Origin of the sequence: Acinetobacter sp. YH12137 (assembly GCF_013418535.1) — a bacterium.
GTDB lineage: Bacteria > Pseudomonadota > Gammaproteobacteria > Pseudomonadales > Moraxellaceae > Acinetobacter.
The window spans coordinates 46,354-73,144 of record NZ_VPBW01000013.1; the positions used below are offsets into that span (position 1 = coordinate 46,354).

Below are 26,791 nucleotides of genomic sequence, written 5' to 3' on the forward strand. Positions count from 1 at the left end.
ATTAATCTTTGTAATAAGCCTGTCATAAATATAAAACGGTCCACCGTTTGCATGAAATAGGGTATTGCGCTGTGAAAGATGACTACATTCTAATTGTTGATGATGAACTGCCGATTCGTGAAATGATCCATACTGCTCTGGATATGGCAGGCTTTCAATGTTTACAGGCAGAAGATGCCAAGCAGGCTCATCAAATGATTGTGGACCAGCGTCCAGCATTGATTTTGCTGGACTGGATGATGCCAGGTGGCGTCAGTGGTGTCGATCTGTGCCGTCGTCTGAAACGTGATGAAAATCTGTCCGAAATTCCAGTCATCATGTTGACCGCGCGTGGTGAAGAAGATCATAAAGTTCAGGGACTGGATGCCGGTGCCGATGACTATATGACTAAACCATTTTCGACCCGTGAGCTGGTTTCACGTATTAAAGCTGTTTTGCGTCGCTCTAATGCCCTCAGCGGTGAAAAATCCATTGATGCTAACGGACTGGTATTAGACCCAGTCAGTCAGCGCGTGAATTTTGGCAGTACTATTCTGGATATGGGACCGACTGAATATCGTCTCTTGGCATTTTTCATGACCCATCCGGAACGTGCTTATACCCGTGCGCAATTGCTGGATCAGGTCTGGGGTGGCAACGTCTATATTGAAGACCGGACCATTGATGTGCATATCCGTCGCCTGCGTAAGGTACTTGAACCTTATGGCGCTGACCGTTATGTACAAACTGTGCGTGGCACCGGTTACCGTTTCTCGACCCGTGCCGATGTTGCACTGGGTTAATTGTTTTTTAGGTAAATCTTGTTTTATGTATGAGCCCTATCCTGTTCCCGAACTGTCACACGAGCACAAAAGACTCCGTTACAGCAGCCTATGGGATTTTGCCAAGCAAGATTTACGTCTCCTTCTTCTCTTCCTGGTGATTGCCAGTTGTATTGGTCTAGGCATCGGTTATTTCTGGATCTGTATCGTTCTGGCCTTTGTTGCCTTCTTTGGCACACAGTTGCGTTCACTCTACCTGGTCAATGAATGGATCTCGAACCGTCCCTATGATGTACCGCCAAATATTAACGGGATCTGGGGGGCTTTACTGTTCAATGTCTATCGGGCCCAGCGTCAGGAACGTGTCGTTCAGGCTGAAATGGTCGAGCTGATTGACCGTGCTCAATCCTCGCTAGTCGCCCTACAAGAGGCTGTGGTACTGATTGATGAAAACCAGCAGATTGAATGGTGGAACCCGGCGGCAGAACGTTTACTGGGGATTGGTCAGGAAGATCGCGGCCGCAATATCCTGAGTTTGTTACGTCAGCCAAATTTCATTGATTACTATCATCATATTGATGATGCGCCTGATGGCCTGAAGATGAAATCTTCGATATTTGAAGATCATTATGTACAAATCAAAATGACCCGCTTTGGTGGTGAAAGTCGCCTACTGGTCGCCTATGATGTGACCCGCATGCATAATCTGGAACAGATGCGTAAGGACTTTGTCGATAATATTTCGCATGAACTGCGTACCCCTTTGACTGTGCTCAGCGGTTATATCGAAACCTTTACCGATCAGGAAGATATTAGCCCGCGCTGGAAACGCGCCTTTGACCAGATGCAGTCCCAGACTCGTCGCATGAATGCACTAGTGAATGACCTGTTGCTGCTATCCCGTCTGGAAAATGACAAGAATATTGCCAAGAACCAGATTATTGATATGCCGAATCTGATGAACCAGCTGTTTGATGATGCGCAAGCCTATAACGTGGATTATGGCCATACCCTAAATCTGGATATTGACAGTCACTGTGACCTGATCGGCTCAGATATGGAAATTGCCAGTGCCTTCAGTAACCTGATTACCAATGCTATCAAGTACACGCCTAAAGGTGGAACGGTCACCATGGGCTGGCATGATGATGGTGAATCGGCCTATTTTGTCGTAGAAGATACCGGGATTGGGATTGATCCTAAACACTTGCCACGTCTGACAGAACGTTTCTACCGGGTAGATTCTGACCGTAGCCGCCGTACTGGTGGCACAGGCCTGGGTCTGGCAATTGTGAAGCATGTACTGATGCAACATCAGGCCCAGCTCGAAATTGATTCCCGTGAAAATCAGGGATCCACCTTTAAGGTGATTTTCCCTAAAGAACGTCTCAGTTTCCCAGACTGATTCAAAAATAAAAAAAGGTGCAAATCGCACCTTTTCTTTTTTAGCGAAGGCTTTAAGACTTTAATGCCTGCTCCTTGGATAAGGCCCGGAAATAAGCCGCACGATACGAGATCCGTTCCAGATAGGCTTGAATCGCCGGATAGCTTTTACCGGTACGGCTTTGCATGGCTTCAAGTGGGAAGCTCATCTGGATATCCGCAAAACTGAAACGACCGGCAAAATATTCATGCTGGCTTAAATGATCTTCCAGAAACTGGATATGGTCTTTTAGACGGCTTTGTACAAACTGCTTTTTTACCCCTTCACAAATTGTTTTAGCCACGGGACGAACCAGAAATGGCACTTGCTCAGGAACTTTGGTCATCACCAGTTGCATGACCAGCAAAGGCATCAAAGACCCTTCTGCATAATGCATCCAGTAGCGGTATTGCGCCTTGTTCTCGGCACTGATCGGCTGAAACTGATGGGTCGAATCATAGGTTTCTTGGAGATACTCCAGAATGGCGGCAGACTCAGCCAGTACCAGATTCTGATCTTCCAGAATCGGGGCTTTACCCAGAGGATGAACCTGTTTCAAAGCAGGCGGAGCAGAATAGTTAGGCAGGCGTTTGTAATACTTGATCTCATAATCAAGTTCCAGCTCTTCCAAGGCCCACATGATTCGAAATGATCTTGATTGTTCGAGATGATGTAAAACACGCATATTAGACTCATGATTTTATTGTTATTACTGCGTGAGCATAACAAAAAGTCTGGCTCTAACTAAAGAGTTTATCAGTCTACTTACATTTTCCCTACCGGATATTGCGTACCCTCTTTTAGCTTAAATCAGGCTGGTCCGAATCTCCAAACTGCGTAACAGGGTTTTGGTCACTGGGGTTTTGGCACAAATCTCCAGAATTTTCTGCTGCAAAGCCGAATCATGAGTAATATCGAAACTTAAGCGTCGTTCAATCCATTCCTGTCCTTCTTTATTGGCAAAGAATTCTGCTTCAACCTGAAAGTCGCCCAGTTCAATGTCCTTATGTTTGGCATACATGCGCAAAGTAATCATGGTGCAAGAGATCAGACTGCCTAAAAGCAGATCATAAGGTGCAGGACCTGCATCCTGCCCACCGAAGGATTCCGGTTTATCGGTTAGATAATGATGCTGACCATGACTGATTTCTCCCTGCCACGGTATGGTTAAGCTCTGTATTTTGGCAAGTGCGATACGGGCCATACTGATCCTTTGTTCTTATAGTTATATGAAAGATTTATCGAGAAGCACGCATATGTTCCGGAAATGCTGGTGCTTCCATACGCGGCCCATCATAGCTTGGAATGGTGCCAAAACGCGGGTGCCCCATCATCCACTGTTCACGGGCCAGCTTCAGTTCTTCCACATCACGACCAACCAGATTCCACCACAATAAAATAGGGCTTTCAAATGGCTCTCCACCAATCAGCAAGATTCGCCCACCCGCATGAATTTCGACATCTACATACTGTAATCCCGGCTCAAGAATCACCATATTATCTTCAGTCAGTTCATGCCCATTAATACTTGCCAGACCCTCAAGGGCCATAAAGCCATATTCAAATCTTGGATCTAAACTCAAATGGGCACGGGTACTTTCAGCAGCAAATAGATCCACCCCCAAAAGTTCGGTATGCACTTTAACCGGGGATTGTGTATTTAGGAATTCCCCGACCAGGACCGTACATTGAATGCCTTGTTCTTCGATCACGGGTAATTGCGGATAATGATCAAACGCGGGAGCCATATTGATCTTGTCATCAGGTAGGGCGATCCAGAGCTGTGCTGCATGCATTTTGGTTTCAGTTTCCGGTGAAACCTCTGTATGCGAAATGCCATAGCCTGAAGTCATCAGATTGACCTGTTTCGGCCGGATCAATTGCCGGTTACCCAGACTGTCGCTGTGCATCATGGTGCCTTCAATCATCCAGGTAAAAGTTTGCAGGCCAATATGCGGATGCGGTCCGATATCCAGACCATCTCCCTGAGGAAACTGAGTAGGACCGGCATGATCCAGAAAACACCAGGCGCCAATCATGCGTTTATGCCGACTCGGCAAGGCGCGTTTAATGACAGTTCCCTGCCCGATTTCTGCACGCCGTAAAGGAACTTCCTGTATGAACTGATTGATATACTTTTCACAATCATCTGAATTTGACAGTTCAATATCATTATTATTCGACATGGTTGAGCTGACCTCGGCAAGTTCATTCTGGCTGTATGCTGAATCAAGACATCTTTCCCTGATCATCACAAGATGTCTACCTCATAGAACAATGTACCGCGTCTACCCGCAAAATCTATCTTTGGAAATATTTCGATACGTATAAAATGTGCTACTCATCAGAACAGTTCAAATACTTAAAGGCTTCAGTCTTCCAAAGACTGTAATCAAGGTCTTGGTGATGAATCATATAATCATTCAAGTAACCAGCATTATCTCGTTTAAATCAACTTATTCATCATGCTCATGTTTCACGTGAAACGCCTATTTTTATTGATATAAATGATTAAAATCAGCAATCTATAAAAATGTGATCCGTATAGCTTCATATTTACAAAACAAAAATTTTGTTACGTTTTCTTTTTAAAATTCGTACTACCCCCTGATTCTAGGGAGATTTTTTTTTATTCATTTGGTCCATAATAGGACCCAATAAAAATAAGATTGGATCAGGACATGTCATCCTCGAATGAAAATATATATTCAACGGCGAATATGTCTTTTCAAAACTCGACCACAGATAGATCATTAAAGTTGGCCGAATGTGATCTGCAAAATCGCCAGTTAATTGAAGATGCGCTTGTACATCGCGCTGCACCTATTCCTGCGCAATTCCAGCAGTACTTTTATAACTATCTTTATGTGCATCGTCATCAAAATCTTCGCCAGATTAATTACATGGCGCAGATCGCCTTTTTGCTGTATTTCTTTGCCGATATTTTTATTATTCCTGACATGTTTTTCCTGTCTGGCCTGATCCGGGTATCACTGGTCATTGCTGTCATGTTTTGCTGCTATTACCTGTTTAAGCATCAAAAGAATATCCGGGTTCTGGACATGATTTTGCCTGTGGGCACGACTGTGGCTGCAGCGACCTGGATTAGCCTGCTCCTGCTGTCGAGTAGCCCGCATGTGTCAACTTATATCTATGCCTCTGCGATCTTTGTTTTAATTACCAATCTCTGTGTACAGACCGAGTTTAAGGGTGCGCTGTATTGTTCTATTTTTATCGCCCTGTTTATCATGATTGGGGTAACCCATCTCATGAGTCTATCGCAGGCCTTTATTTTCGCCGTTGTTTTCACGCCTCTCTGGGCGTTTAGTATTTATATCAACTGGAATAATATCATCAACATACGGCGCTCTTTTTTACGCACTTTGCTGGATGAATGGAACTATCAAACCTTAAAAAATCTTGCTCATACTGATGATCTGACGCAGTTATTTAATCGTCGTCATTTTGTGGATATGGCGGAACGTTCAATCCATCAATGGCCAAAGCCTGCCAGCACCTGTCTTTTGATGTTTGATGTCGATTATTTCAAGAGAATCAATGACAATTATGGCCATGATGTGGGTGACCGGGTGCTACAACTGATTGCTGAAATTACCCGTAAAGAAATGCGCTCTAGCGATGTACTGGCACGTTTTGGTGGAGAAGAATTTATTGCCTTGCTGGAAGATACCCAGCTACAGGACTGCCTGATGATTGCAGAACGGATTCGCTGTTCGATTCAAAAGCAGGTGATGCACATCAATTCTGACCAGAAAATCCAGTTCACGATTTCTATCGGTATTGCTGAACTTGAATCTCCGCAACAGGAGCTTGAAGACCTGATTAAGCATGCAGATATTGCGCTTTATGAAGCTAAGAAAGCGGGAAGAAACCGGATTCGGGTCTATCATCCTAATATGCTGCAACCGACTAAACCCCTATCTCCAAATCCCTGGAATGTATTTAAACCTTTGAATAAACAGGAGCAGTCTGGCGCTCATCATAAAGCGAAACAGTCTTGGTCTGCTTTGTAACCTGATAGCAAAATCAAGATTATTAGACAAGAATTTAAGAATTAGGCCTAAATTTGTTTGTGATGCTTTTCAAATAATTCCTAAAAGAATAGAATATTTTCATACAAATATAAATATTCATCTTATTCATTTCTTTGGATTTAATGTGGGAAGGCGATATGCCAGATAAATATGAAGAAGAAGCTCGCCTCCTGCTTCAGGATGCCCTTCACGATCCTCTTGTTCGTATTCCTGGGTCTTTAAAACCTGCCTACTTTAGGCATCAGAAACAGCTCACTCTAAAATATTTGTTGTAGGTAAACCTATTTGCACAGGTGGCATATGCCTCCTACACCCTTGCCGATATTCTGGTACTGAATGACATTATGAATTTGCTCATTCTGACCAAACTAGGCTATACCTTGGTGATCGTGCTGATAACCATCTGGATGTATCATTTTTACCGGAATTTGCCTGTATTTGACCTGCTGTTGCCGACCTCGATTATCGGAGCAAGTGCAATCTGGTTTTTTAATCTAAACCAGTCTGAAAGTCCGCATACGCTCATTTATCAATATGCTTCGCTGGTCTTTATTGTCCTGGCCAATTTATGTGTACAGATCCGCTTCTGGCCTAGCCTGATTAATTCCGGTCTGATTACACTGGTGATTTATATCGGTGTGTATTTCAATACCCAAGCTAACCTGTACCAGATGTTCTTGTTTTCCCTGATCTATATGCCGGTTTTGACTTTCAGTTTATATATCAGCTGGAACTCTACACTAAAATCCCGTTTGGTATTCCTGCAACACACCCTGAATGAATATCACCGTCAGACCTTTGAAAATCTCGCCCATACTGACTCGCTGCCAGGCCTGAATAATAGACGCTGTTTTAAATATCTGGTGCAACAGCTGATCCGAAAGAATCTTAAACAGCCTGCTCCAATCAGTTTGCTGGTCTTTGATGTCGATCATTTTAAGCAGATCAATGACCGTTATGGGCATGATGTTGGAGATCAGGTATTGCAGTTGATTGCGAAGACCACACGTAATGAAATGCGGCGCCATGATGTGCTGGCACGGTATGGGGGTGAAGAATTTATCGCATGCCTTCCTGAAACTTCACTAGATGATGCACTCAAAATTGCCGAGCGTTTAAGACACAAAATCGAAAATATTGTGGTCAATCTGGAACATGGGCATCGTCTTGATTTCACCGTTTTAATTGGTGCGGCCATTCTGGAAAGCAGTGAAACGGATTTAATGGCGCTGATTAAACAGGCTGATATTGCCCTGTATCAGGCTAAAGCCAATGGTCGGAACAGAGTGGAATGTTATGACCCTGAACTGGATCAGGGCTTGCTTGGAGAACTTCAAAACTGGCAGGTTAAACCGGTTTAAATGTCATTTGAAAGATAATAAAAAAGAGCGCCGAAGCGCTCTTTTTATAAGGATATATCTGAACCGTCAGACACTGCCGCGAGCACAGCTCTTGGCATAATTTAGGCAAGAAGCGTTGCTTCTTGAAATCCCTAAATTACTCCCATTCAATTGTTGCTGGTGGCTTAGATGAAACGTCATATACCACACGAGAAACTTCAGCAATTTCGTTCATGATACGTGTAGAAATACGGTCTACCAGGTCATATGGAAGATGTGCAAAACGCGCTGTCATAAAGTCGATGGTTTCAACTGCACGAAGTGCAATTACCCATGCATAACGACGGCCATCACCGACCACACCCACAGATTTCACTGGTTGGAATACGGCAAAAGCTTGAGCAGTTTTGTCGTACCAGCCGCTTGCGCGAAGTTCTTGCATGAAGATGTCATCAGCAAGGCGAAGAATATCAGCATATTCTTTTTTCACTTCACCTAAGATACGAACACCAAGGCCTGGACCTGGGAACGGATGACGGTAGATCATGCTGTGTGGCAAGCCTAGAGTCGTACCTAATTTACGTACTTCATCTTTAAACAGGTCACGCAATGGTTCAACCAGGTCAAATGCCAAATCTTCTGGCAAGCCACCTACGTTGTGATGCGACTTGATGACATGTGCCTTACCTTGTTTGCTAGCAGCAGATTCAATCACGTCTGGATAAATCGTACCTTGTGCAAGGAAGGTTACGCCATCGAGCTTGCGTGCTTCTTCAGCGAAGACTTCGATGAATTCACGACCGATGATTTTACGTTTTTTCTCTGGATCAACTTCTCCAGCCAATGCAGAAAGGAAACGATCTTCAGCATCAGCACGGATCACGCGGATCCCCATGTTGTCTGCAAACATCTGCATCACTTGATCGCCTTCGTTCAAACGAAGCAGACCGTTGTCTACAAATACACAAGTCAACTGATCGCCAATTGCCTTGTGTAGAAGTGCCGCTACAACCGATGAATCGACACCACCTGAAAGACCTAACAATACTTTTTCATTGCCAATCTGTGCACGAAGCTGTTCTACACGCAGGTCAATAATATGTTCTGGTGTCCACAGACCACGACACCCACAAATCTGGTGTACGAAGTTAGACAGTAATTCTGCACCTTTCGAAGTATGTGTCACTTCAGGGTGGAACTGGATCCCATAGAAACGGCGGGTTTCATCAGACACCATGGCAATCGGGCAGCTTGGTGTGCTTGCAGTCACCTGGAAGCCTTCTGGAATACGTGCAACCTTGTCACCATGACTCATCCAGACATGCAGCTGGTTCTCACGGTCTTGCAACTGACCAATCAGCTGGTCACGTACCACGATATCCACTTCTGCATAACCGAACTCATGTACAGTACCTGGCTCAACTTTACCGCCAAGCTGTTCACACATGGTTTGCAAGCCATAACAGATACCCAGTACAGGTACACCTAACTCAAATACCACTTGCGGCGCACGCGGGCTGCCTTCCAGGTGAACACTTTCAGGTCCACCAGACAAGATGATACCGTTTGGATTAAATGCGCGAATGTCTTCTTCAGACATGTCATAGGCATACATTTCAGAATATACACCAGCTTCACGGACACGACGTGCGATGAGCTGACTATATTGAGAACCGAAATCCAGAATCAGGATACGATCTTCAGTAATTTGAGTATTGGTAGTCATGACAAACAACTATGAAAGGCAAACGAAAGATAAGCGCCGTATTCTAGCATTTTTATTAGGCTTAAGCACACTATTCCCATCAGCATAATAATTAAGCAGTTTATTTTTTTAGATGGAATAACGCTTTCGATTCAACAGAAGAGTCTTCCCTTCTCTCCACAGAATTCAGCGTATTTATCACCCTATCTGGATTTCAACCATTTTAAGATCGGCCAGTTAAGTGGCTATTGAAAGTTTATTTCGCTTACCTCTATCCTCTATTACGGTCTTCACTTGGATGGCGTTAAGGGTTAAACATGGGAGCCACCTTTTAATTTTTATTTTAATGACGTTTTCATGCCAAGCCGGTTTTTGCAGGAATTCACCGCCAATTTGTAAGATAAATTTTTAATTCACCCATCAGGGATGAGCGGGCAATTATTTTCCTTTTCGGTACTGACTTTCATGCCCCAGACTGTTAGGATTTGATCACCTTTTCGCTTGTTTTTTCCCTATGGAACTGCTTGATTTTATCCTCCACGTTGATGATCACCTGCTCGAATTCATTACCAATTACGGCATCTGGATTTATGGCATTCTTTTCCTGATTATTTTTGTTGAAACGGGACTAGTGGTGATGCCGTTCCTGCCGGGAGACAGTCTGCTATTTGCTTCAGGTGCGCTGGCGGCTTCAACGGGTGCAATGGATCCTTGGGTACTGATTCCACTACTGTTCACTGCGGCAGTGCTGGGCGATACCCTGAATTATCATATTGGTAAATATATTGGGCCACGTGTATTTGAGATCGAATCACGTTTTATCAATAAAAAGCACTTGCTTGCTACCCAGCAGTTCTTTGTTAAACACGGCGGTAAAACCATTATTTTTGCCCGTTTCATTCCTTTCGCACGTACCTTTGCACCTTTTGTTGCCGGTGCGGGAAGTATGAATTACAAATATTTCCTGACTTACAATATGATCGGTGGCTTTCTCTGGATCAGTTCGTTTGTGATCCTGGGTTATCTATTCGGCAATATGCCAATCGTCAAAGATAATTTCACTCATCTGATTTTTGGCATCATTATTTTAAGTGTTATGCCAGGTGTAATTGGCTTTATTCAGCAGAAACTCAAGAAAAATAAAATTGCCTGAAAGCCTAGAGCAGTTGAGTGAACATTTACTCCAGCCAATTGATCAACAAGGGCACCAGACAAAGCAGTAAAAACAGAGCCGACCCTTTATAAATCAGGTCGGCTTTTCTTTTTGCCGACTCTCCCGCCAGAATCGCTTGTCCAAAGATCATCCAGAACAATGCAACCAGCAAGGCAATCCCAGTAAAAATGGCAAAGATCAGAACAAAGTTACTCGGACTTTCCCAAGTAGAGAGCGGTAAGATTCCGGTTGCCAGAAGCGCTGCTTTGGGATTTTTCAAGGTTCCCTTAAACATCTGCCAGGGACGGATTTGAGGATGACTCTGATTATATTGTTCCAGTTGCCGAGCCTTGAATAAATGGAAGGTCATCCAGCCCACACCGATTGCACTCAGCACATGCACCAGTTCCTGAAAACTCGGCCAGATTGGTGAAAACAGATGAACCAGCAGAGCCCACCCATTGATCGCATATAAATACCCCACCAGAATGACGGGAATATACAGACTGGTTTTGGCTGTTCCCTGCTGATAGGCAGAACTGGCCACCAATGCATTGGCAGGTCCAGGGATCATCAGCACTGCTATTGTTGCAAAAACAAAGAGCCAGTTTTCAATCATGGTGGTTAGACATATCAGACAAGGTGATTACCTTAACCAATCTCGTGTTCTGATCACAAGACGAGATCTTTCAAAATTTTATGCGCATCGGTCATTTTTTCTGGCAAATACTGTGAACTCTGTCACTTGACCAATCACTTTTAAGATAGAAAAAATGCCGACCTAAAGTCAGCATTTTTTTGATGTTTAGAGGGCTATTTATTGGTGTTTTGACGGACAATAATCGGGCAAGCTTTAAATTTTGCAGCTTGTACAATAGCTTCCTGTTCACCCACTAGACGTGCCGTTTCAGTGCGTTTGGTATTGGAAGACTGCCCCATATTCACTGATACACTCGGACCAATGCCCCAGCCGCCGCGGCTGCCCCAGCCACCACCGACGCCTACCCCTACGCCGACACCTGTACGTTTAGGCGGCTCAACACCATTATCAAGATACTGCTGAATACGGTTGTATTCACCCTGAAGCTGCTGACAGTTGAGGGTCTGATAATGGGTCGGTGAAACATAGGTCGGTTTGACCGTCGTTGCACAGGCACTCAGCAAGCTAAGTATGCTGATCGCCAGGCTTATTTTCACAAGTTTCATAGTTAACTCGATCTTAATGCTGCTCTATCTCATTGAACAATGATTGATAGGCCTGAGTCAATTTATGATCAGTTGCCAAGTGAATTAATGGCTGATTTTTTTGATGCGACTCTTTCATCAGCACCGAGGGCGGCAACATGCTGTTCAGCACCGGAAGACCTTCATCTTTCAGTTGCTGTACCACTTCTCGCGGCAGTTTTGCCTGAGCCTGAAACTGGTTGACCACGATGCCTTCAATTTCCAGACACTCATTATGATCATCCTGAGTTTCGATGACATTCTCAATCAAGGTTTGTAAGGCCCGTTTAGAAAACACATCACAGTCAAATGGAATCAGAACACGGTCTGCAGCAATCAGTGCTGAAAGCGTAAAGAAATTAAATGCCGGCGGAGTATCGATATACACCCGGTCATAATGCTCAGCAAGTGGTTGCAAGGCATCGCGCAGCTTATAAATCTTATGCTTGGATTCCAGTGCATGGGCCAACGTGCCCAAACTCGGACTCGCCGGAATGACATCCAGATTTTTAAAAGGTGATTGATGCAGATAACTTTCCAACCCTTTAGTCCGTGTCTTGAGAATTGAGCCAATCGCATTACCAATTAAACTTTTGCTCTGCTGGTTCCCCAATACATCTTCAAAATAGTTTTCAATATTCGGTTCTAGCGCCGGCTTGTCACTCGAATAAGTTGCATCATCCCCTAGTAAATACTGGCTGGAGTTTGCCTGCGGATCAAGATCGATTAACAGGGTTTTAAGCCCCTGATGCGCACTGATTGCAGCCAGATTGACTGCAATACTCGATTTCCCTACCCCACCTTTCTGATTAAATACCACACGAGTATGCATAAACACCCCTCTTTATTTTTCTAATGATCAGTATGTTTTAGTTCATTGACTGATGAATAATTTAGCCAAAATTCGGCTTGATCATGACCAATACCATAATCGCAATAAGTGAAACCACAGCAATAAATAAGCCAGCACGGCGTTGTACCAGCAGGATTGAATCATCTTTTTTATACGCCTTGCCCAGGGATGAAATCAGCACCAGGAATAAAATGATTTTGGCATAAAACCAAGGCTGTACATCAAAATTCTTTAAAAACAGGGCAATAATCCCAGTTAAGGCAATCACGCTAATGACCAGGTGCTGCAAAGCGACCAGAAATACACGTGCTTTTGGATTCGGCTGATTGCCCTGTGTATCCACAAACAGGGTAATAGCACGTGCAAGAATGGCCACAATGGCCAGTCCTGCCGCAGACATATGAATAATCTTGACTAAAAGCTGGGTATCCATAAAATCCTCTTAGTTTTTCGGTGCATGTGCACATTCTGGACTAGACGTGTCCTGTCCTGTCCACTCTTCAGGCAAGAAAGCATGAATTGCCAAGGCATGAATTTTATCTTTAGAAAGCAAATCACCTGCCGCAGCATAGACTTTTTGATGGCGTTGTACCGCACGCAGGCCAGTAAAAGCTTCGCTGACAATCACCGCCTTAAAATGCGATTCCTTACCCGGGAAATATCCACCATGACCTGAAGATTCATTCACGACTTCCAGATAGGTAGGTGACAATTGTGCCAAACGGTCTTTCAGTTGTTGTTCTAAGCTCATGGCCTGACTCCGATTCAAGATATGGGTCCAGTATACCCTGTTCTATCCGCTATTTCGGTGCAAGAAATGTCTGCAATTATTTGATTGTGCCGAGATTTCATTAAATTTTGCATAAATTTTGTCTAATTGTCTGGAAGCACAGAGAATATTGCTTTTATTTTATGCAATCGACACAAGATTTTTCATAAAGTTATTGACCCTGTTTTTGCATGCTGTATTATACACGGCATGCGGGAATAGCTCAGTTGGTAGAGCACAACCTTGCCAAGGTTGGGGTCGCGAGTTCGAGTCTCGTTTCCCGCTCCAAATTCTTTTTTGTTCATTTTTTAAAGTAAAAAATTGATCGACCCTGCGGGAATAGCTCAGTTGGTAGAGCACAACCTTGCCAAGGTTGGGGTCGCGAGTTCGAGTCTCGTTTCCCGCTCCAGATTCTAAAAGCCTCAGTTGAATGACTGGGGCTTTTTTATTGTTGTTTTATTCAATATTTTACTTCATAAGAAATTTTTATACTTAAAAAAGTAAGTTTACAAAAGTGCTCTTTCAAAACTGTGAACAAAAAACCGTGTAGATGATGCTCCAGAGTATCAATCATACAAGATAAAAAAAACTCCAAAACAAAAGATAGTATTAGCTACTACTAAGTGGCTTATGTTAAACAAGATCAGCTTGCCTAGATCCTAAATATTGATGCCGCGGAGCCTGTTAATAATTTCTGTCATTGCTTCTTAATAAAAAAGCAACTAATATGCTTCTTATACCACCAAAAAGCAATAAATATGTCTACACTAAATAAGTCTTTACTACAGCAAATCAAAAAAAGACGAACCCAATTGGGCTTAAAGCAAGTTGATATGCAATCCCGTACAGGCATTTCAAGACAGCAGTACCAAAAACTGGAAAGTCAGGGCAACCCTCGATTAGAGACCTTAGAAATTATAGCGGCAGGATTAAATGCTCAACTGATGCTCATCCCTGATGATAAGGTTCATTTGATTAGACAATTATTGAATGATGAAATTAAAGTCACTATTGAAGATCAGGATGACTTAATGACTAACCCATGGAAGGGTCTTCTCGGAGGAGAGGAACCATGAATACTGTTGCCGTCCTGAAATTAACATTACATCACGCTGTCGTTGGATACTTGGCAGGATTTCAGAGCGGAAAAAATATTCTGGTTTTTACAGATTCTTTCCGCTCTGATCAGCAACGCCCAACCTTGAGCCTGCTGACTTCCCCCTTGTATCCTCAAGTGGATAAGATTTTAGAAAAGACCTATGTTACACATCAGCGTTTACATCCCTTGCTATCAAACTTGCTACCAGAAGGTGCATTACGCGAACTGATTGCACAAAGCCTCAAAGTACATATAGACAATGAATTTCAGTTATTGGCAGCTTTAGGTCATGATTTACCTGGAGCACTCATTGCGACTCCATTAGATCCAGAAGAAATCCCAGATGGAATAAAATTTAAGCTTCAGATCTCGAATCCAGATCAGATATTAAAACAAGAGATTCGGACAAATAATAAGTTTTCCTTGGCCGGCGTCCAAATGAAGTTTTCCATGAAAGCCAAAGATGGGCGTTTTACATTAGCACAGGCAACGGAAACGACTCTACTCGGGGACTGGATTGTCAAAACTCCTTCTTCCAGACATGCCTTTGTTCCGCTAAATGAATATTCTATGATGAGCCTTGCCAAAATGGTCGGAATAGATGTCCCTGAGATTCGCTTGGTGGATATGGCACTCTTACAAAACCTTCCACCATTAAATTTACCCCAAGAGCAATATGCTTTTGCAATAAAAAGATTTGATAGACAGAGTACTGCTGATACTACAGAGCTTATTCACATCGAAGACTTTGCTCAGATCTTCGGTGCATATCCACAGCAGAAATACAGCACCACAAATTATGAGCAGATAGGAAAGATCATTTATCAATTTTCAGATAACAAAATTCTTGATATTCAGCAATTTGCCAGCCGCTTACTTGTCAACATTTTGCTCGCCAATGGAGATGCACACTTAAAGAACTGGAGTATGATTTATCACGATAAAACAACGCCAAGATTATCCCCTGCATACGATATATTGATGACAAGTGTATATATTGAAAATGAGCGTCATTTCGCATTGAATCTTGCCAAAAATAAAGATTGGTATTTAGCTGAGATGAAACACTTTAAACAATGGGCGGAAAAAGTCGGTGTTCCATGGCGTGTTATTGAAAAACAACTTCACGCCATTATGGACAAAGCACGGTCAGTATGGCCAGCGCTATTACTAGACTTACCTATGATTTCTGTTCATAAAGAAAAATTAAGAGAACATTGGAAAAAATTGCATCCAGACTTTCAGATACTTACAGATGATTAGAGGAAACCTGTAACCAAGCTAAAATTTCTCAAACAAGTTCATCACGTCATTTTCCGTCAGTTTCGCTTCGCCTTCATGATCTGTACTTAGAATAGAGTGTGCCAGTTCTGCTTTATTTTGCTGTAAGGCAAGAATTTTTTCTTCTATGCTTTTATTAGTAATCAGCTTATAGACAAATACCGGCTTGTCCTGTCCAATCCGCCATGCACGATCTGAAGCTTGATCTTCAGCAGCAGGGTTCCACCATGGATCATAGTGAATGACCGTATCTGCGGTAGTTAGATTCAGACCAACCCCTCCTGCTTTCAGACTGATTAAAAATACCGGCACTTGTCCAGACTGAAATGCTGTAATGACTTCATCTCGCTTTTTGGTCTTTCCAGTCAGCTTCACATAGCCAATTTCTGCGTGATAGAGCTGTTGTTCAATCAGTTCCAACATTGAGGTAAACTGAGAGAAAATAAGAATTTTTCGTCCCTCTTCCACCATTGGAACAACCATATCCATCAACTGTTCAAGTTTGGCAGAATACGCCTGCCCGGTTTTAACTGAATCCAGTTTCAGCAAGCTAGGATGACAACAGACCTGACGCAGCTTCAGCAAGGCATCTAAAATTTGGATTTGACTACGCTTAAAGCCTTTTTCTGCCACAATTTTCTGAATGCTTGCCTGCATCGTGGCACGAACAGCCTCATATAACTTGGATTGCTGGTCATTCATATCAATATTGACTTCAATCGTAGTTTTTTCTGGCAATTCTTTGGCTACGTCAGTTTTCAAGCGACGTAAAATGAAGGGCTTAATCCGGTTGACCAGCTTTTGCCTTAACTGCTGATCACCGCGTTTTTCAATCGGATGACGGTACTTTTTATTAAAAATTTCTTGTGAATATAAAAATCCTGGCATCAGGAAATAAAATAGTGCCCACAGTTCACCCAAATGATTTTCCATCGGGGTACCTGTTAGACACAAACGATGTCGTGCTTTTAATTGGCGTACTACCTGTGCAGCTTTGGCACGCGGATTTTTGATATTCTGCGCCTCATCCAAAATGAGTTGATGATATTCATATTGCTTTAGTTGTTCTTCATCTCTCGCTAGAAGCGGATAGGTGGTTAACACAATATCATAGTGCGGAATCTGCTCAAAATTCTGATGGCGGTCGGGCCCCTGTAGCAGCAATACCTTGAGCTCAGGGGTAAATTTCTCCGCTTCTTTGAACCAGTTATGCATCAGCGATGTGGGTGCAACAATTAAGGCGGGACTGTCCTGCAAATATCCAGCCTGCTTTTCCATGAGTAAATGGGCTAAAGTTTGTGCTGTTTTCCCCAAGCCCATATCATCTGCCAGAATCCCGCCATGCTGGGTTTCGCTTAAAAACTGTAACCAGCCTAAGCCCTGCTGCTGGTATGGACGCAACTCCCCCTGAAAACCTTGTGGTGTCGGCAGTTGTTGCTGATAGCCTTGTTTGAATTTCTGTACAAATTGCTGCAGGCGATCACTGACCTGCCATGTCATCCCAAGATTATGCTGCAATTCTAATAATTGACTCGCATCATAGCGATCAATACTGCGCTCTTCTTGCTGTAAAATGCTCTGCAGATGCAACAATACCGGCTTAATATCCCTAGCGGATAGCGCCAAATCAGGTTGATCAACTGCAGTTTTCACGGTGAAAATTTGACTGTCATGCAGATGAATAAACGTCCGCGGATCAAGTAAATCAGGATTTACTCGCACCAAAGCTACGAGCGCATCAAGCAAATTATAAGAATTACCTGCACTGTCTTGAACCGTCGCCCCGATATTGAACCAGTCCTGCTGACCTTCAGATTCAGTGATAGAAATATTTAAATTTTCGACATATTGCAGGTTAAAGGGGCTGTTTTCCAGATGCTCTATCTGCCAGCCCATCAACTCAATTTGATTGATGGGCATGAGCTGTTTGATCCAGTCTCCATAGAAAGCAAAAACCATAGAATCAAGACGTTGTTTATCCAGTTTTAATTGCTGGTCATAACTAAGATCTTTCACCCACTTCAGTGATTCGACCAATAGCTGTAAACGCTGGATTGACTGTTGTTCCTGAACTAAGTCCCGAAGCTGTCGCACCATTTTGCCATGCTGTTCACCAATAAAACTGTCACCTGATGTACCTGCTTTAATTCGCCCACCTGCATAGGAGAATTCAATTTCAGCACAAACAGACTCTTCCCATTTCCAATCAAATTTATCTAAAACACCGAAGCGTAAAATTGGCTGGGGACTACCCTCAAAGACATCAATATGCTGAATAAACTCGGGTTGAGGCAGATTTTTCACATCTGAATATTGATGAGTCAGTTTCTCAAACTCTGGCAAGAGCTTAGCTGGAAGATCAGGCATCTGTAAAAAATGGTAGAGCAGATTTGCCGTATATTCACCATATAACTGGCCCACCGTGTTCTGTTGAATATCCACATAACATGGTGGCTGGCTCGCGAGAATCTGGATATGTGGATTTGATTTTAAATCGAGTCGAATATCGCCATTGACCAATTCAATGTTTAAATGCTCCGTCTGTTTGTTGACACCTTGTTCCCAGATCAATTCGATGTGATAGCCTTGTTCTGACCATTGAAGTGCAGCATAGCTCTTTTTTTGCCAGTACACATCGCCACTTTGAATAAAAGATTTAAAGTGCTCCAATGAAATTCCGGAGATATCAAGATTGCTTTGATAAAAGCGTTCGTCACTGTTTATTTTGGCATAATAATAAATCTGGTTAAATAATTGTCGTTTTTGTTCAGGTAAAGTCAGATGCTTTCTGGTGATATTTTCATATTGGGTATAATAACTTTCCCCCGCAATTGAGCCGTTTTTATTGCGTCTGGCTTTCTGAACATCAACTGTCAATTTCTTTAAGCTGACCGACTGATCTAGCAGGTAAATTAAATAATTGTTTGTTTTGACAGATTGCTCTGGTTCAGTCTGTTGTAAATACCGTTTAAAATCATTCAACCAGCGCTGCGCCTGATCATCCCCCCGTTGGCGTTTTGCGATTCCCTGCGGGGATTGAGAGTCAGCATAACGCTGCTGAAATTCCTGGCGATATTCCTGAAAGAATAACCGCGCTAAAGCAGCAGCATGTTTACAGTTATATCCAACCGGACAAGTGCAGTCGTCATCGATTAAACGGTCTTTTTGGGGATTATAGGTAATTGCGGTATCGTAATAATCTGTTCCTTCAATTTGGGCATACATCGTAACCCCGTCTTTTTCCTCAAAGAACTCAATCGTTTCCCTATCAATGTGTTTAGCATAGCTCAGACTGCGCTGAAGAGTTGCAGTACTAAAGCGAGATAGAAAATTGATCAATGAGGACATAATTACCAGAAACCAAAAATGTTTATACAATTATAACGGACAAAGCTGTCATTTCAGAACAGTACTGCTCGCCAACGTATCAAAAGGAAATAAATCCATGCTCAAAAACTTAATGTTTACTACAATGGATGGGGTGAATATTGGCTTTGGGGTACATTGGTCTCCTCAACCGCAATCACAGGTCGGCCATTAATCGCCTTTGAATACAGTGCAGAAGCGATCAGTAAAGGTTTAGAACTTTCCTCCACATCAAATGGATATCATGGGTGAGGCACTGAATATTCCTCGACAAGCTCTTGTGAAACTTGGTACTCAGGAAGCGGAACTTTGTGTCCAAGAAGTTGATGAAATTATTGGCTCGATTTGTAAGGTTACAATCTGATTCAGCAATATCGCTCATGACCTATTACCTGGACAAATTCAAGCAGAGACTCTCCAACTGATCCAAAATAGGATTGAGCATAATATTCATTTATTGCACTAAATAGCTTTCACAAAGCTTCTATGAAGGGCTTATTCTAACCGTTGTTTTATTACGGAATAAGCTACACCAGTCACCACACTTCCAATCGCAATCGCCAATAAATATTTTAATGGATAATTCATCGCATTCGGAATGATCAGTACCATTACACCGCCATGAGGAGTGACTAGTTCACATTTAAATAATGCAACCAAAGCCCCAGTTACAGCACCACCTGCGATCGCACATGGAAGCACTCGAATCGGGTCTTTGGCAGCAAACGGAATAGCCCCTTCCGAAATGAAACATAGGCCCAGAACTACAGCAGCCTTCCCTGCATCTTGCTCAGGTTTGGCAAATTTATGCTTTGCTAGAAAAGTTGCAATTGCCATACCCAATGGCGGTACCATACCCGCAGCCATGGTAATCGCCATCGGTCCGTATGTTTGTGACGTAAGTAAGCCCACCGTAAAGGCATAAGCCGCTTTGTTTATTGGGCCCCCAACATCAATACACATCATACTCCCAAGGATAACCCCCATGATCATGGCATTGGTCGTCCCCATATTGGCAAGGAAGTGTGTGAGTAATTCAAACAATTGTGCAACAGGCTGTCCAACCACATAAATCATGATTAAACCAACAGCTAAACTGGCCAATAGTGGAATAATCAAAATTGGTTTTAATGCTTCTAGGCTACTTGGGAGTTTAAGCTGTTTCGATAAAAATAACGCAATATAACCTGCAATAAAACCTGCAACTAATCCACCGAGAAAGCCTGCCTCTAATTGTGTTGCTAGTAAACCGCCAATCAAACCTGGAGTTAAACCCGGACGATCCGCAATAGAATAAGCAATGTAACCTGCCAGCATAGGTACCATAAGAGTAAATGCTGCAGCACCTATTTGCTTTAAGGATGCGGCAAAGCTTCCTTCAACAGGATTGAGGCCAAACATAAACGAGATGGCAATGATCAAACCGCCCGCCACCACCATCGGCAGCATGAAAGACACCCCTGTTAAAAGGTGTTTATAAATTCCTGTTTTTTCTTTGTTTTCATTTTCTGTCTTAGTGGCTGTTTGCTTACCCGTTTCAAGCACTTTGGCCTCAGCAATTGCATTTGCAAAAGTCTTATCCGTTTGCTTAAGGGCAAATCCTGTACTGCAGCGATATACACGTTTGCCTACAAAGCGATCTGTATTGACCTCAATATCCGTTGCTAAGATCACCACATCTGCTTTGGCAATACTTTCTGCCGATAAAATATTTTTAGCCCCAACCGATCCTTGGGTTTCAACATCAATCTGATAACCGTGCTTTACTGCACCTTGTTGTAAGGCTTCGGCCGCCATAAACGTATGCGCAACACCAGTTGGACATGCTGTAATGGCGACAAACCGTGTAACCCCTACATTTCAGTAAGTTTATTTCGCTACGGTTTGGACTATGTTCAAATGGCTATTCTACGTTTGATTGGTTTTGGAAAAAAAGAAGAATTTAAGAAAGTGCTAGCAATTTTAAGAAAGAAAAAGCCTGATAGGGCAAGGATCCTATGAAATTTGTCGTGTACAGAGATCTGTGTTATAGCGTTTTAAAACATCAGACTGCCTATCAAAGAGATTATTTATTAGCCGAATAATCTCAAAACCTGATTGACTACCAAGACGGTATCTCAGGTCGCTGACTTCACATATATTAAAACTCATTCAGATTGGGTCTAAACCACATTTATTATTGATGTTTTTTCATGTGCAATTGTTGGCTGGAAAGTATCAACACGTAAGAATACAGATATGGTGCTTGATGCGCTGAGTTATGTATCGTCTTTTGAGCTTGAAGCAATGTACGATTATAAGATTAACCCGTTAGGTCAGGTGGCCTAACTTAAATAAAAAAGTCTCCGACAAACCCGGTACGGTTCAGTTTTTGCATAGACCCAAGTGTTAAATCATCATTACGATTCTTGCGTACCACACCATGGACACGTGAAAAAGTAGAAAGCTTATATTTGTACGTCTTACGCCAAAAGGCCAAACAGAAACCGTAGCCTCAGGCAACACCCCTCTCATCATAAAATTATACCAGTCAGTAAAACACTCTTAGATTAAGCATATGAATGTTGGTTATTATTGTTGATTATCACAATAAATTAGTGACCAAAAATCAAAGTACCCTACCCCACCTTAAATTACGTCACACAAAATTAAAACTCTATATAACTGTTATATATAGAGTTTATTAACATACCAATTATGTAATTTAGTGTATTTTATGTCGGTGACTCTTGCCAAGGTTGGGGTCGCGAGTTCGAGTCTCGTTTCCCGCTCCAGATTCAAAAAGCCCTGATCGAAAGATTGGGGCTTTTTTTATTGTCGTTCTCAATGACTAAATATTCTGACTAATCCTGCTTTTTTCTCAAATTAAGAAAATTTTCTTTAAATCTTGAATCTCTAGAACTCTGGTTCGATTTATCTTTTTAGGGAACTCCTGCTAAAAGGATTGCACTTCATACAGGTTTAAGCATCTAATTCATCAAAGTAGTTAATGATAAAAAATCATAAAAAAAGCCCATTTGAGGGGAAATGGGCTTTTGTAAACATCAATATTAACGCTCTAATATGACAATCTGGTTAAATTTCATATCTATAGATTAAATTTTTTTGAGATCCTATTAGATTCCCAATAACTGCTTACACCACGGAATTGAAATATCCCGAGTTAAAGGGGCTAAAGGCAGGTCTGGATGATTAAGATCAACCCATTGCATTTCCGCAAGTTCAGCCTGAACCTGAGGCTGACTTTTTAATTTAACCTGATACAAATAACTGACCAGCGAATGATTCAATTCGTTCGCAGCCACGGTTTCATATTTACCAATATAAGACAGTATTTCCATCTCACAGCCTGTTTCTTCCAGAACTTCTCTAGAGAGTGCCGCTTCAGGCAGTTCATTGGGTTCCAGCTTTCCACCCACATGCATAAAGAAATCGGTATCTTTTTTACGAACCAACAAAATCTGATTCTGTTCATTCAGAATGATAGCCGCAGCAATCGTAATCACTTTATTACTCATACCGATTCTACTACCTTTACGCTTTTATTCCATTTCGGTTCAGGCGCATGATAATGCTCCAAAGCATCCAAAACTTCCTCAATTGAACTTGAGGAAATCAAGGCATCGGTAAAACGTGACTGGGTAAATCCAGCCTCAGTCGTTTTCATCAAGAAATTCAGCAATTCATCATAAAATCCATGCATATTTAAAAATGCACAAGGCTTCTGATGAAGGCCCAACTGCCCCCAGGTCAACTGCTCAAAAATTTCTTCTAAAGTCCCCACCCCGCCCGGCAAAGCAATAAATGCATCCGCCAGATCAGACATTTTTGTTTTACGTTCATGCATATTTTTCACCACATGCAGCTCTGTTAACAGCGGATGGGCCAATTCTGCATCGACCAGATTTTGTGGAATTACTCCAATGACTGTTCCACCAGCATGTAATGCACTATCAGCCACAACACCCATCAGTCCAGCTCGGCCGCCACCATAAACCAGCGTGATTCCCCGTTTCGCAATAGACTCACCCAAAGCTTGCGCCTGTTCTTTAAAATTTTCGCTATTCCCCATAGCTGAACCACAAAAGACTGCAATAGATTTCATTTTTTACCCCCTCATCAATCAACGTATTCTAACTGGATTGGAATAAAAAAATTGTCTTAAAAACAAGCAAAATAACCATAAGCGGCTAGTTTATCGAAGCTCATGATTCAGAATAAATCCTCACTTCTACAGAAAAATACGGATAATTTTTAGTCAGATTTGTACGCATTGACTTACATCGATTCCAGTTCTTTGCAGCTATCCCAGATAGTAGAATTTTCCTATGATACTTACATCAGGAACAGGAAGTTCCATATAACAATGACAATAGATAAGCACAAGGATTGTAAGGTACGACAGGAGTTATACCGAGCTAACCAATACGAAAAACCCCGGCAGGATGCCGGGTTTTTTTATTAATTTTTATTTAGTCAATCAGGCTGCCAATGACCTGAAATTTTATATTTGACTATTCTCTGAATGGTACTACTGATCTCGAATGGGTCAGACAGCAGGATTTGACAAATGCAAGCCAATCCACAAGGATAAGTGAATAAAAATAATCATGAGTAGAACAATATGTCCCATCCGCTTTCCAGCCTTGAATATCAACCTGATATTCTGGGTGAAGGTTATGAACAGGCCACTTTAGAATTCCCGCCAGATACTGAAGGCACAGTAGTTGCCACACTGATCCGCAAAAAGGCAGACCAACCGACCTCTAAAGCTGTCCTCTATATTCACGGCTTTATTGATTATTTTTTCCAGACTGAAATGGCAGAGCGTTTTAATCAGCAAGGTTTTGATTTTTATGCACTGGATTTACGTAAATACGGCCGATCCTATCTGTCCCATCAGAAACTTTATAATGTCTATCATCTTTCAGAATATGATGCAGAAATCAGCCAGGCTCTTGAAATTATTGGACAGGAAGGCCATGACACGGTTTTACTCAGTGGCCATTCTACCGGCGGATTAATTACTACTTTGTATGCAGCACATCATCCAGATCATCCCTTAATTAAAGGCTTATGGCTCAATAGTCCTTTTTATGACTTTAATATGACGCCTTTTGAGAAAAAGTTTCTGGTGCCTAAATTGAGCCGTCTGGGAAAACGTTTTCCGGAAATGCTATTTCCTAGCCGCTTAAATCGTCATTATGTGCCTAGTCTGCATATTAGCTATCAGGGGGAATGGCATTTTGATCTGGAATGGAAAAAACCTAGCTATCACTGGGTGCGTCTGAGTTTTGTACATGCCATTCACGAAGCACAAAAAGAAATTCATCAGGGTGTACGTTTAAGTATTCCGACTTTGCTGATGCATGCCCACAAAACCACTTATCCCCTACGTTTTAATCGTAATACTCAAACCAGTGATGTGATTCTTCAGGTACGCGACATGATTGAACATGCGCAGAAAATCCAGGGCGATGTGAAACTCTGTTCGATTCAAAATGGGATACATGATCTGGTTCTTTCAGAAAAACCGGTCCGTGAGCAGGTCTATCAGCAGCTATTTCAATGGCTGGAAAATAAAGCCCTATAAGCCAGATGAATAAGATAGGTAGCAAGCTCTGCCTGTCTTATTTTTCAATAATTTTATTTATCTATTTCGCTTGGATATGAAATAAAAATATCAAGCTGATCAGTAATGCTTTTTACATATTAAAATCATGTCATTATAAAAATAAAATATTGAAATTTATAAAAATAATAAATTCCATTTTTATCCAAATGTTGCCTTTTGTAGCAAGCTTGTAAGTATTTATCCTGCGATTTTTTTCCCTCTCTATAGTAGAGCTGAGATGTTGAATCTGAGGGCTTTTGCAGAGCAGAAGTGGTTCGGCATTTATCAATAATAATCATATCAAGGAATAGAATTATGCGTTATGCAGATCCCAATACTGACGGTTCAAAAGTGCAATTTAAATCCCAATACGAAAACTTTATTGGCGGCAAATGGGTTCCACCCGTCAAAGGTGAATATTTTGATAATGTCTCGCCCGTAGATGGTAAAGCCTTTACCAAAGTTCCGCGCTCATCAGTGGAAGATATTGAACTGGCGCTGGATGCGGCTCATGCCGCCAAACAGCAATGGAATAACAGCTCCCCTACTACCCGTTCCAATATTTTATTAAAAATTGCCGACCGACTTGAAGAAAATCTTGAGTTACTAGCAGTTGCAGAGACTTGGGATAATGGCAAGCCGATCCGAGAAACCCTGGCAGCCGATATTCCTTTAGCCATTGACCATTTCCGCTATTTTGCCGGCTGTATTCGCGCCCAAGAAGGCGGAATTTCTGAAATTGATGAAGATACCATTGCCTACCATTTTCATGAGCCATTGGGCGTGGTCGGGCAGATCATTCCCTGGAACTTCCCGATTCTGATGGCTGCTTGGAAACTGGCGCCTGCCCTTGCAGCCGGAAACTGTATTGTGCTGAAACCCGCTGAACAGACACCGGTGAGTATTTTGGTGCTGGTCGAACTGATTCAGGACCTGTTACCTGAAGGGGTGTTAAATATCGTAAATGGCTACGGCGTTGAAGTCGGCCGTCCACTGGCGACTAATCCACGCATTGCCAAGATTGCCTTTACCGGTTCGACCGCTGTGGGTCAGCTGATCATGCAATATGCGACTGAGAATATTATTCCCGTCACGTTAGAACTTGGAGGGAAATCTCCGAACCTGTTCTTTGCTGACATCATGGATCAGAAAGATGACTTCCTGGAAAAAGCCCTGGAAGGCTTTACCATGTTTGCTTTAAACCAGGGTGAAATCTGTACCTGTCCATCACGCGCCCTGATTCAAGAAAGTATTGCTGACCAATTCTTAGAACTCGCAGTAGAGCGAGTGAAAAAGATCAAGACCGGCCACCCGCTGGATACCGAGACCATGATTGGTGCTCAAGCTTCACAGGAACAGCAAGATAAGATTCTCGGCTGTATTGCAACAGGCCGTGAAGAAGGTGCGGAAATCTTGTTAGGCGGCAATGAACGTCAGGAAGTGGGACAAGGCTTTTATATCGAGCCAACAATTTTTAAAGGTTCCAATGACATGCGCACCTTTCAGGAAGAAATTTTTGGACCGGTATTGGCAGTGACGACTTTTAAAGACTTCGATGAAGCCATCAAAATTGCCAATGATACGATTTATGGACTCGGTGCCGGTGTCTGGTCACGTTCAGCACATACCTCTTACCGCGCTGGTCGCGCGATTCAGGCTGGTCGGGTCTGGACCAACTGCTATCACATCTACCCGGCTCATGCAGCCTTTGGGGGATATAAAAAATCCGGGATTGGCCGCGAAAACCATCGCATGATGCTGGATCATTATCAGCAAACTAAAAACCTGTTAGTGAGTTATTCAACCAAACCAGCAGGCTTCTTCTAAACTGATCTAAATTCGGGTGGACTTCGGTCCGCCTGATTCATTCATTATATCAAACAGAATTTTAAACTGATTGGTAAAAATTTATAAAGAGAGTCATGAGGATATATTTGTATTTTTAAGGGCTGTATTAAACGAATAAATAAAACTGCATAAAAAATAAGAGATTATTTATAATTATGTTGATTTTAAATAAGTTAGGACTTACGCATTGACGGATTCAAAAAAGTATTAAAATACTTTATAAAGTATCTGTGATCAGACGAATTAAACATGCTTCTACAGCAACTTGTACATTACCCATTTATATGGGCTTTCTCATGA

General features: G+C 42.3%; 21 protein-coding genes, 2 tRNA genes and 5 pseudogenes. 15 read left to right on the forward strand and 13 right to left on the reverse strand.

Annotated elements, in window-relative coordinates; translation table 11 throughout:
* The first annotated feature begins 71 nt into the window (after positions 1-71).
* The gene (gene phoB / locus FTU72_RS08720) at positions 72-782 is read left to right on the forward strand and encodes a phosphate regulon transcriptional regulator PhoB (RefSeq protein WP_159124126.1); all 711 of its coding nucleotides are present in this window, start codon (positions 72-74) and stop codon (positions 780-782) included.
* A gap of 25 nt (positions 783-807) precedes the next feature.
* The gene (phoR, locus tag FTU72_RS08725) at positions 808-2,166 is read left to right on the forward strand and encodes a phosphate regulon sensor histidine kinase PhoR (RefSeq protein ID WP_159124125.1); all 1,359 of its coding nucleotides are present in this window, start codon (positions 808-810) and stop codon (positions 2,164-2,166) included.
* Positions 2,167-2,218: 52 nt separating this feature from the next.
* On the opposite strand, the gene FTU72_RS08730 is transcribed toward phoR, so the two are convergent.
* The 3 genes from FTU72_RS08730 to FTU72_RS08740 form a co-directional block, all read right to left on the reverse strand.
* Positions 2,219-2,869 carry a glutathione S-transferase gene (locus FTU72_RS08730; protein ID WP_180052698.1) on the reverse strand — a complete coding sequence of 217 codons (651 nt, stop codon included), beginning with the start codon at positions 2,867-2,869 and terminating at the stop codon, positions 2,219-2,221.
* Positions 2,870-2,989: 120 nt separating this feature from the next.
* Positions 2,990-3,388 (reverse strand): OsmC family protein, encoded by a 399-nt coding sequence (locus tag FTU72_RS08735; RefSeq protein ID WP_159124123.1) that lies wholly within the window; start codon positions 3,386-3,388, stop codon positions 2,990-2,992.
* Positions 3,389-3,422: 34 nt separating this feature from the next.
* A complete protein-coding gene (locus tag FTU72_RS08740) occupies positions 3,423-4,370 on the reverse strand; it encodes a pirin family protein (RefSeq protein ID WP_179992755.1) in 948 nt (315 codons plus the stop codon).
* 495 nt (positions 4,371-4,865) lie between these two features.
* Here FTU72_RS08740 and FTU72_RS08745 point away from each other — a divergent pair, with 495 nt between their 5' ends.
* Positions 4,866-6,218 carry a GGDEF domain-containing protein gene (locus tag FTU72_RS08745; protein WP_166138987.1) on the forward strand — a complete coding sequence of 451 codons (1,353 nt, stop codon included), beginning with the start codon at positions 4,866-4,868 and terminating at the stop codon, positions 6,216-6,218.
* Between the two features lie 314 nt (positions 6,219-6,532).
* Entirely contained in the window at positions 6,533-7,600 is a 1,068-nt protein-coding gene (locus tag FTU72_RS08750; protein ID WP_368856408.1) for a GGDEF domain-containing protein, read from the forward strand.
* 136 nt (positions 7,601-7,736) lie between these two features.
* Here the strand turns inward: FTU72_RS08750 and guaA are convergent, their stop codons facing one another.
* Positions 7,737-9,305, reverse strand: a complete 1,569-nt coding sequence (guaA, locus tag FTU72_RS08755; protein ID WP_104426908.1) for a glutamine-hydrolyzing GMP synthase — start codon at positions 9,303-9,305, stop codon at positions 7,737-7,739.
* A 493-nt stretch (positions 9,306-9,798) separates the two neighbouring features.
* Here guaA and FTU72_RS08760 point away from each other — a divergent pair, with 493 nt between their 5' ends.
* The gene (locus tag FTU72_RS08760) at positions 9,799-10,437 is read left to right on the forward strand and encodes a DedA family protein (protein WP_034704672.1); all 639 of its coding nucleotides are present in this window, start codon (positions 9,799-9,801) and stop codon (positions 10,435-10,437) included.
* 25 nt (positions 10,438-10,462) lie between these two features.
* Here FTU72_RS08760 and FTU72_RS08765 read toward each other — a convergent pair whose 3' ends face one another.
* The 5 genes from FTU72_RS08765 to FTU72_RS08785 form a co-directional block, all read right to left on the reverse strand.
* The gene (locus FTU72_RS08765) at positions 10,463-11,056 is read right to left on the reverse strand and encodes a threonine transporter RhtB (protein ID WP_166134737.1); all 594 of its coding nucleotides are present in this window, start codon (positions 11,054-11,056) and stop codon (positions 10,463-10,465) included.
* A gap of 194 nt (positions 11,057-11,250) precedes the next feature.
* Complete coding sequence (locus tag FTU72_RS08770) at positions 11,251-11,643, reverse strand: hypothetical protein (protein WP_180052697.1); 393 nt, start codon at positions 11,641-11,643, stop codon at positions 11,251-11,253.
* Between the two features lie 13 nt (positions 11,644-11,656).
* Positions 11,657-12,493: a ParA family protein gene (locus FTU72_RS08775; RefSeq protein ID WP_180052696.1), complete on the reverse strand. Its 837-nt coding sequence runs from the start codon at positions 12,491-12,493 to the stop codon at positions 11,657-11,659.
* 61 nt (positions 12,494-12,554) lie between these two features.
* Positions 12,555-12,947, reverse strand: coding sequence for a SirB2 family protein (locus FTU72_RS08780; protein WP_159124117.1), 393 nt, complete (start codon positions 12,945-12,947; stop codon positions 12,555-12,557).
* Between the two features lie 9 nt (positions 12,948-12,956).
* The gene (locus FTU72_RS08785; RefSeq protein WP_180052695.1) at positions 12,957-13,265 is read right to left on the reverse strand and encodes a BolA family transcriptional regulator; all 309 of its coding nucleotides are present in this window, start codon (positions 13,263-13,265) and stop codon (positions 12,957-12,959) included.
* A 230-nt stretch (positions 13,266-13,495) separates the two neighbouring features.
* On the opposite strand from FTU72_RS08785, the gene FTU72_RS08790 reads away from it, so the two are divergent.
* The 4 genes from FTU72_RS08790 (at position 13,496) to FTU72_RS08805 (ending at position 15,645) form a co-directional block, all read left to right on the forward strand.
* Positions 13,496-13,571: transfer RNA gene (locus FTU72_RS08790), tRNA-Gly, on the forward strand.
* Positions 13,572-13,616: 45 nt separating this feature from the next.
* Positions 13,617-13,692, forward strand: a tRNA-Gly gene (locus FTU72_RS08795).
* Positions 13,693-14,041: 349 nt separating this feature from the next.
* Positions 14,042-14,359: a helix-turn-helix domain-containing protein gene (locus FTU72_RS08800; RefSeq protein ID WP_180002657.1), complete on the forward strand. Its 318-nt coding sequence runs from the start codon at positions 14,042-14,044 to the stop codon at positions 14,357-14,359.
* Positions 14,356-15,645: a type II toxin-antitoxin system HipA family toxin gene (locus FTU72_RS08805; protein WP_180052694.1), complete on the forward strand. Its 1,290-nt coding sequence runs from the start codon at positions 14,356-14,358 to the stop codon at positions 15,643-15,645. Before FTU72_RS08800 ends, FTU72_RS08805 begins: the two co-directional genes overlap by 4 nt.
* 18 nt (positions 15,646-15,663) lie before the next feature.
* Here FTU72_RS08805 and FTU72_RS08810 read toward each other — a convergent pair whose 3' ends face one another.
* Complete coding sequence (locus FTU72_RS08810) at positions 15,664-19,011, reverse strand: DEAD/DEAH box helicase (RefSeq protein ID WP_180052693.1); 3,348 nt, start codon at positions 19,009-19,011, stop codon at positions 15,664-15,666.
* 247 nt (positions 19,012-19,258) lie between these two features.
* Between FTU72_RS08810 and FTU72_RS08815 the strand changes: the two are divergent.
* Positions 19,259-19,495: pseudogene (locus FTU72_RS08815) on the forward strand (hypothetical protein); the annotation flags it as partial.
* A gap of 29 nt (positions 19,496-19,524) precedes the next feature.
* On the opposite strand, the pseudogene FTU72_RS08820 reads toward FTU72_RS08815, so the two are convergent.
* Positions 19,525-20,874 (reverse strand): annotated as a pseudogene (locus tag FTU72_RS08820) (fructose-specific PTS transporter subunit EIIC); the annotation flags it as partial.
* Between the two features lie 12 nt (positions 20,875-20,886).
* Between FTU72_RS08820 and FTU72_RS08825 the strand changes: the two are divergent.
* The 3 pseudogenes from FTU72_RS08825 to FTU72_RS08835 form a co-directional block, all read left to right on the forward strand.
* Positions 20,887-21,030 (forward strand): annotated as a pseudogene (locus tag FTU72_RS08825) (IS4 family transposase); the annotation flags it as partial.
* Between the two features lie 120 nt (positions 21,031-21,150).
* Positions 21,151-21,285, forward strand: a pseudogene (locus FTU72_RS08830) (IS3 family transposase); the annotation flags it as partial.
* Positions 21,286-21,398: 113 nt separating this feature from the next.
* A pseudogene (locus FTU72_RS08835) lies at positions 21,399-21,521 on the forward strand (VF530 family DNA-binding protein); the annotation flags it as partial.
* Between the two features lie 624 nt (positions 21,522-22,145).
* On the opposite strand, the gene FTU72_RS08840 reads toward FTU72_RS08835, so the two are convergent.
* Both FTU72_RS08840 and FTU72_RS08845 read right to left on the reverse strand, forming a co-directional pair.
* Entirely contained in the window at positions 22,146-22,547 is a 402-nt protein-coding gene (locus tag FTU72_RS08840) for an NUDIX domain-containing protein (RefSeq protein ID WP_034170792.1), read from the reverse strand.
* Positions 22,544-23,134: a TIGR00730 family Rossman fold protein gene (locus FTU72_RS08845; RefSeq protein WP_180052692.1), complete on the reverse strand. Its 591-nt coding sequence runs from the start codon at positions 23,132-23,134 to the stop codon at positions 22,544-22,546. Before FTU72_RS08845 ends, FTU72_RS08840 begins: the two co-directional genes overlap by 4 nt.
* Positions 23,135-23,653: 519 nt before the next feature.
* On the opposite strand from FTU72_RS08845, the gene FTU72_RS08850 reads away from it, so the two are divergent.
* Both FTU72_RS08850 and FTU72_RS08855 read left to right on the forward strand, forming a co-directional pair.
* Positions 23,654-24,622, forward strand: coding sequence for an alpha/beta hydrolase (locus tag FTU72_RS08850; RefSeq protein ID WP_180052691.1), 969 nt, complete (start codon positions 23,654-23,656; stop codon positions 24,620-24,622).
* A 336-nt stretch (positions 24,623-24,958) separates the two neighbouring features.
* Positions 24,959-26,470, forward strand: a complete 1,512-nt coding sequence (locus FTU72_RS08855) for an aldehyde dehydrogenase family protein (RefSeq protein ID WP_166135102.1) — start codon at positions 24,959-24,961, stop codon at positions 26,468-26,470.
* Positions 26,471-26,791 lie beyond the last annotated feature (321 nt).

What these genes read in the sequence shown, in the direction of transcription:
- phoR (WP_159124125.1), top strand. Translation starts at nt 808, where the DNA reads ATGTATGAGCCCTATCCTGTTCCCGAACTGTCACACGAGCACAAAAGA.
- FTU72_RS08730 (WP_180052698.1), bottom strand. Translation starts at nt 2,869, where the DNA reads ATGCGTGTTTTACATCATCTCGAACAATCAAGATCATTTCGAATCATG.
- FTU72_RS08735 (WP_159124123.1), bottom strand. Translation starts at nt 3,388, where the DNA reads ATGGCCCGTATCGCACTTGCCAAAATACAGAGCTTAACCATACCGTGG.
- FTU72_RS08740 (WP_179992755.1), bottom strand. Translation starts at nt 4,370, where the DNA reads ATGTCGAATAATAATGATATTGAACTGTCAAATTCAGATGATTGTGAA.
- FTU72_RS08745 (WP_166138987.1), top strand. Translation starts at nt 4,866, where the DNA reads ATGTCATCCTCGAATGAAAATATATATTCAACGGCGAATATGTCTTTT.
- guaA (WP_104426908.1), bottom strand. Translation starts at nt 9,305, where the DNA reads ATGACTACCAATACTCAAATTACTGAAGATCGTATCCTGATTCTGGAT.
- FTU72_RS08760 (WP_034704672.1), top strand. Translation starts at nt 9,799, where the DNA reads ATGGAACTGCTTGATTTTATCCTCCACGTTGATGATCACCTGCTCGAA.
- FTU72_RS08765 (WP_166134737.1), bottom strand. Translation starts at nt 11,056, where the DNA reads ATGATTGAAAACTGGCTCTTTGTTTTTGCAACAATAGCAGTGCTGATG.
- FTU72_RS08770 (WP_180052697.1), bottom strand. Translation starts at nt 11,643, where the DNA reads ATGAAACTTGTGAAAATAAGCCTGGCGATCAGCATACTTAGCTTGCTG.
- FTU72_RS08775 (WP_180052696.1), bottom strand. Translation starts at nt 12,493, where the DNA reads ATGCATACTCGTGTGGTATTTAATCAGAAAGGTGGGGTAGGGAAATCG.
- FTU72_RS08780 (WP_159124117.1), bottom strand. Translation starts at nt 12,947, where the DNA reads ATGGATACCCAGCTTTTAGTCAAGATTATTCATATGTCTGCGGCAGGA.
- FTU72_RS08785 (WP_180052695.1), bottom strand. Translation starts at nt 13,265, where the DNA reads ATGAGCTTAGAACAACAACTGAAAGACCGTTTGGCACAATTGTCACCT.
- FTU72_RS08800 (WP_180002657.1), top strand. Translation starts at nt 14,042, where the DNA reads ATGTCTACACTAAATAAGTCTTTACTACAGCAAATCAAAAAAAGACGA.
- FTU72_RS08805 (WP_180052694.1), top strand. Translation starts at nt 14,356, where the DNA reads ATGAATACTGTTGCCGTCCTGAAATTAACATTACATCACGCTGTCGTT.
- FTU72_RS08810 (WP_180052693.1), bottom strand. Translation starts at nt 19,011, where the DNA reads ATGTCCTCATTGATCAATTTTCTATCTCGCTTTAGTACTGCAACTCTT.
- FTU72_RS08840 (WP_034170792.1), bottom strand. Translation starts at nt 22,547, where the DNA reads ATGAGTAATAAAGTGATTACGATTGCTGCGGCTATCATTCTGAATGAA.
- FTU72_RS08845 (WP_180052692.1), bottom strand. Translation starts at nt 23,134, where the DNA reads ATGAAATCTATTGCAGTCTTTTGTGGTTCAGCTATGGGGAATAGCGAA.
- FTU72_RS08850 (WP_180052691.1), top strand. Translation starts at nt 23,654, where the DNA reads ATGTCCCATCCGCTTTCCAGCCTTGAATATCAACCTGATATTCTGGGT.
- FTU72_RS08855 (WP_166135102.1), top strand. Translation starts at nt 24,959, where the DNA reads ATGCGTTATGCAGATCCCAATACTGACGGTTCAAAAGTGCAATTTAAA.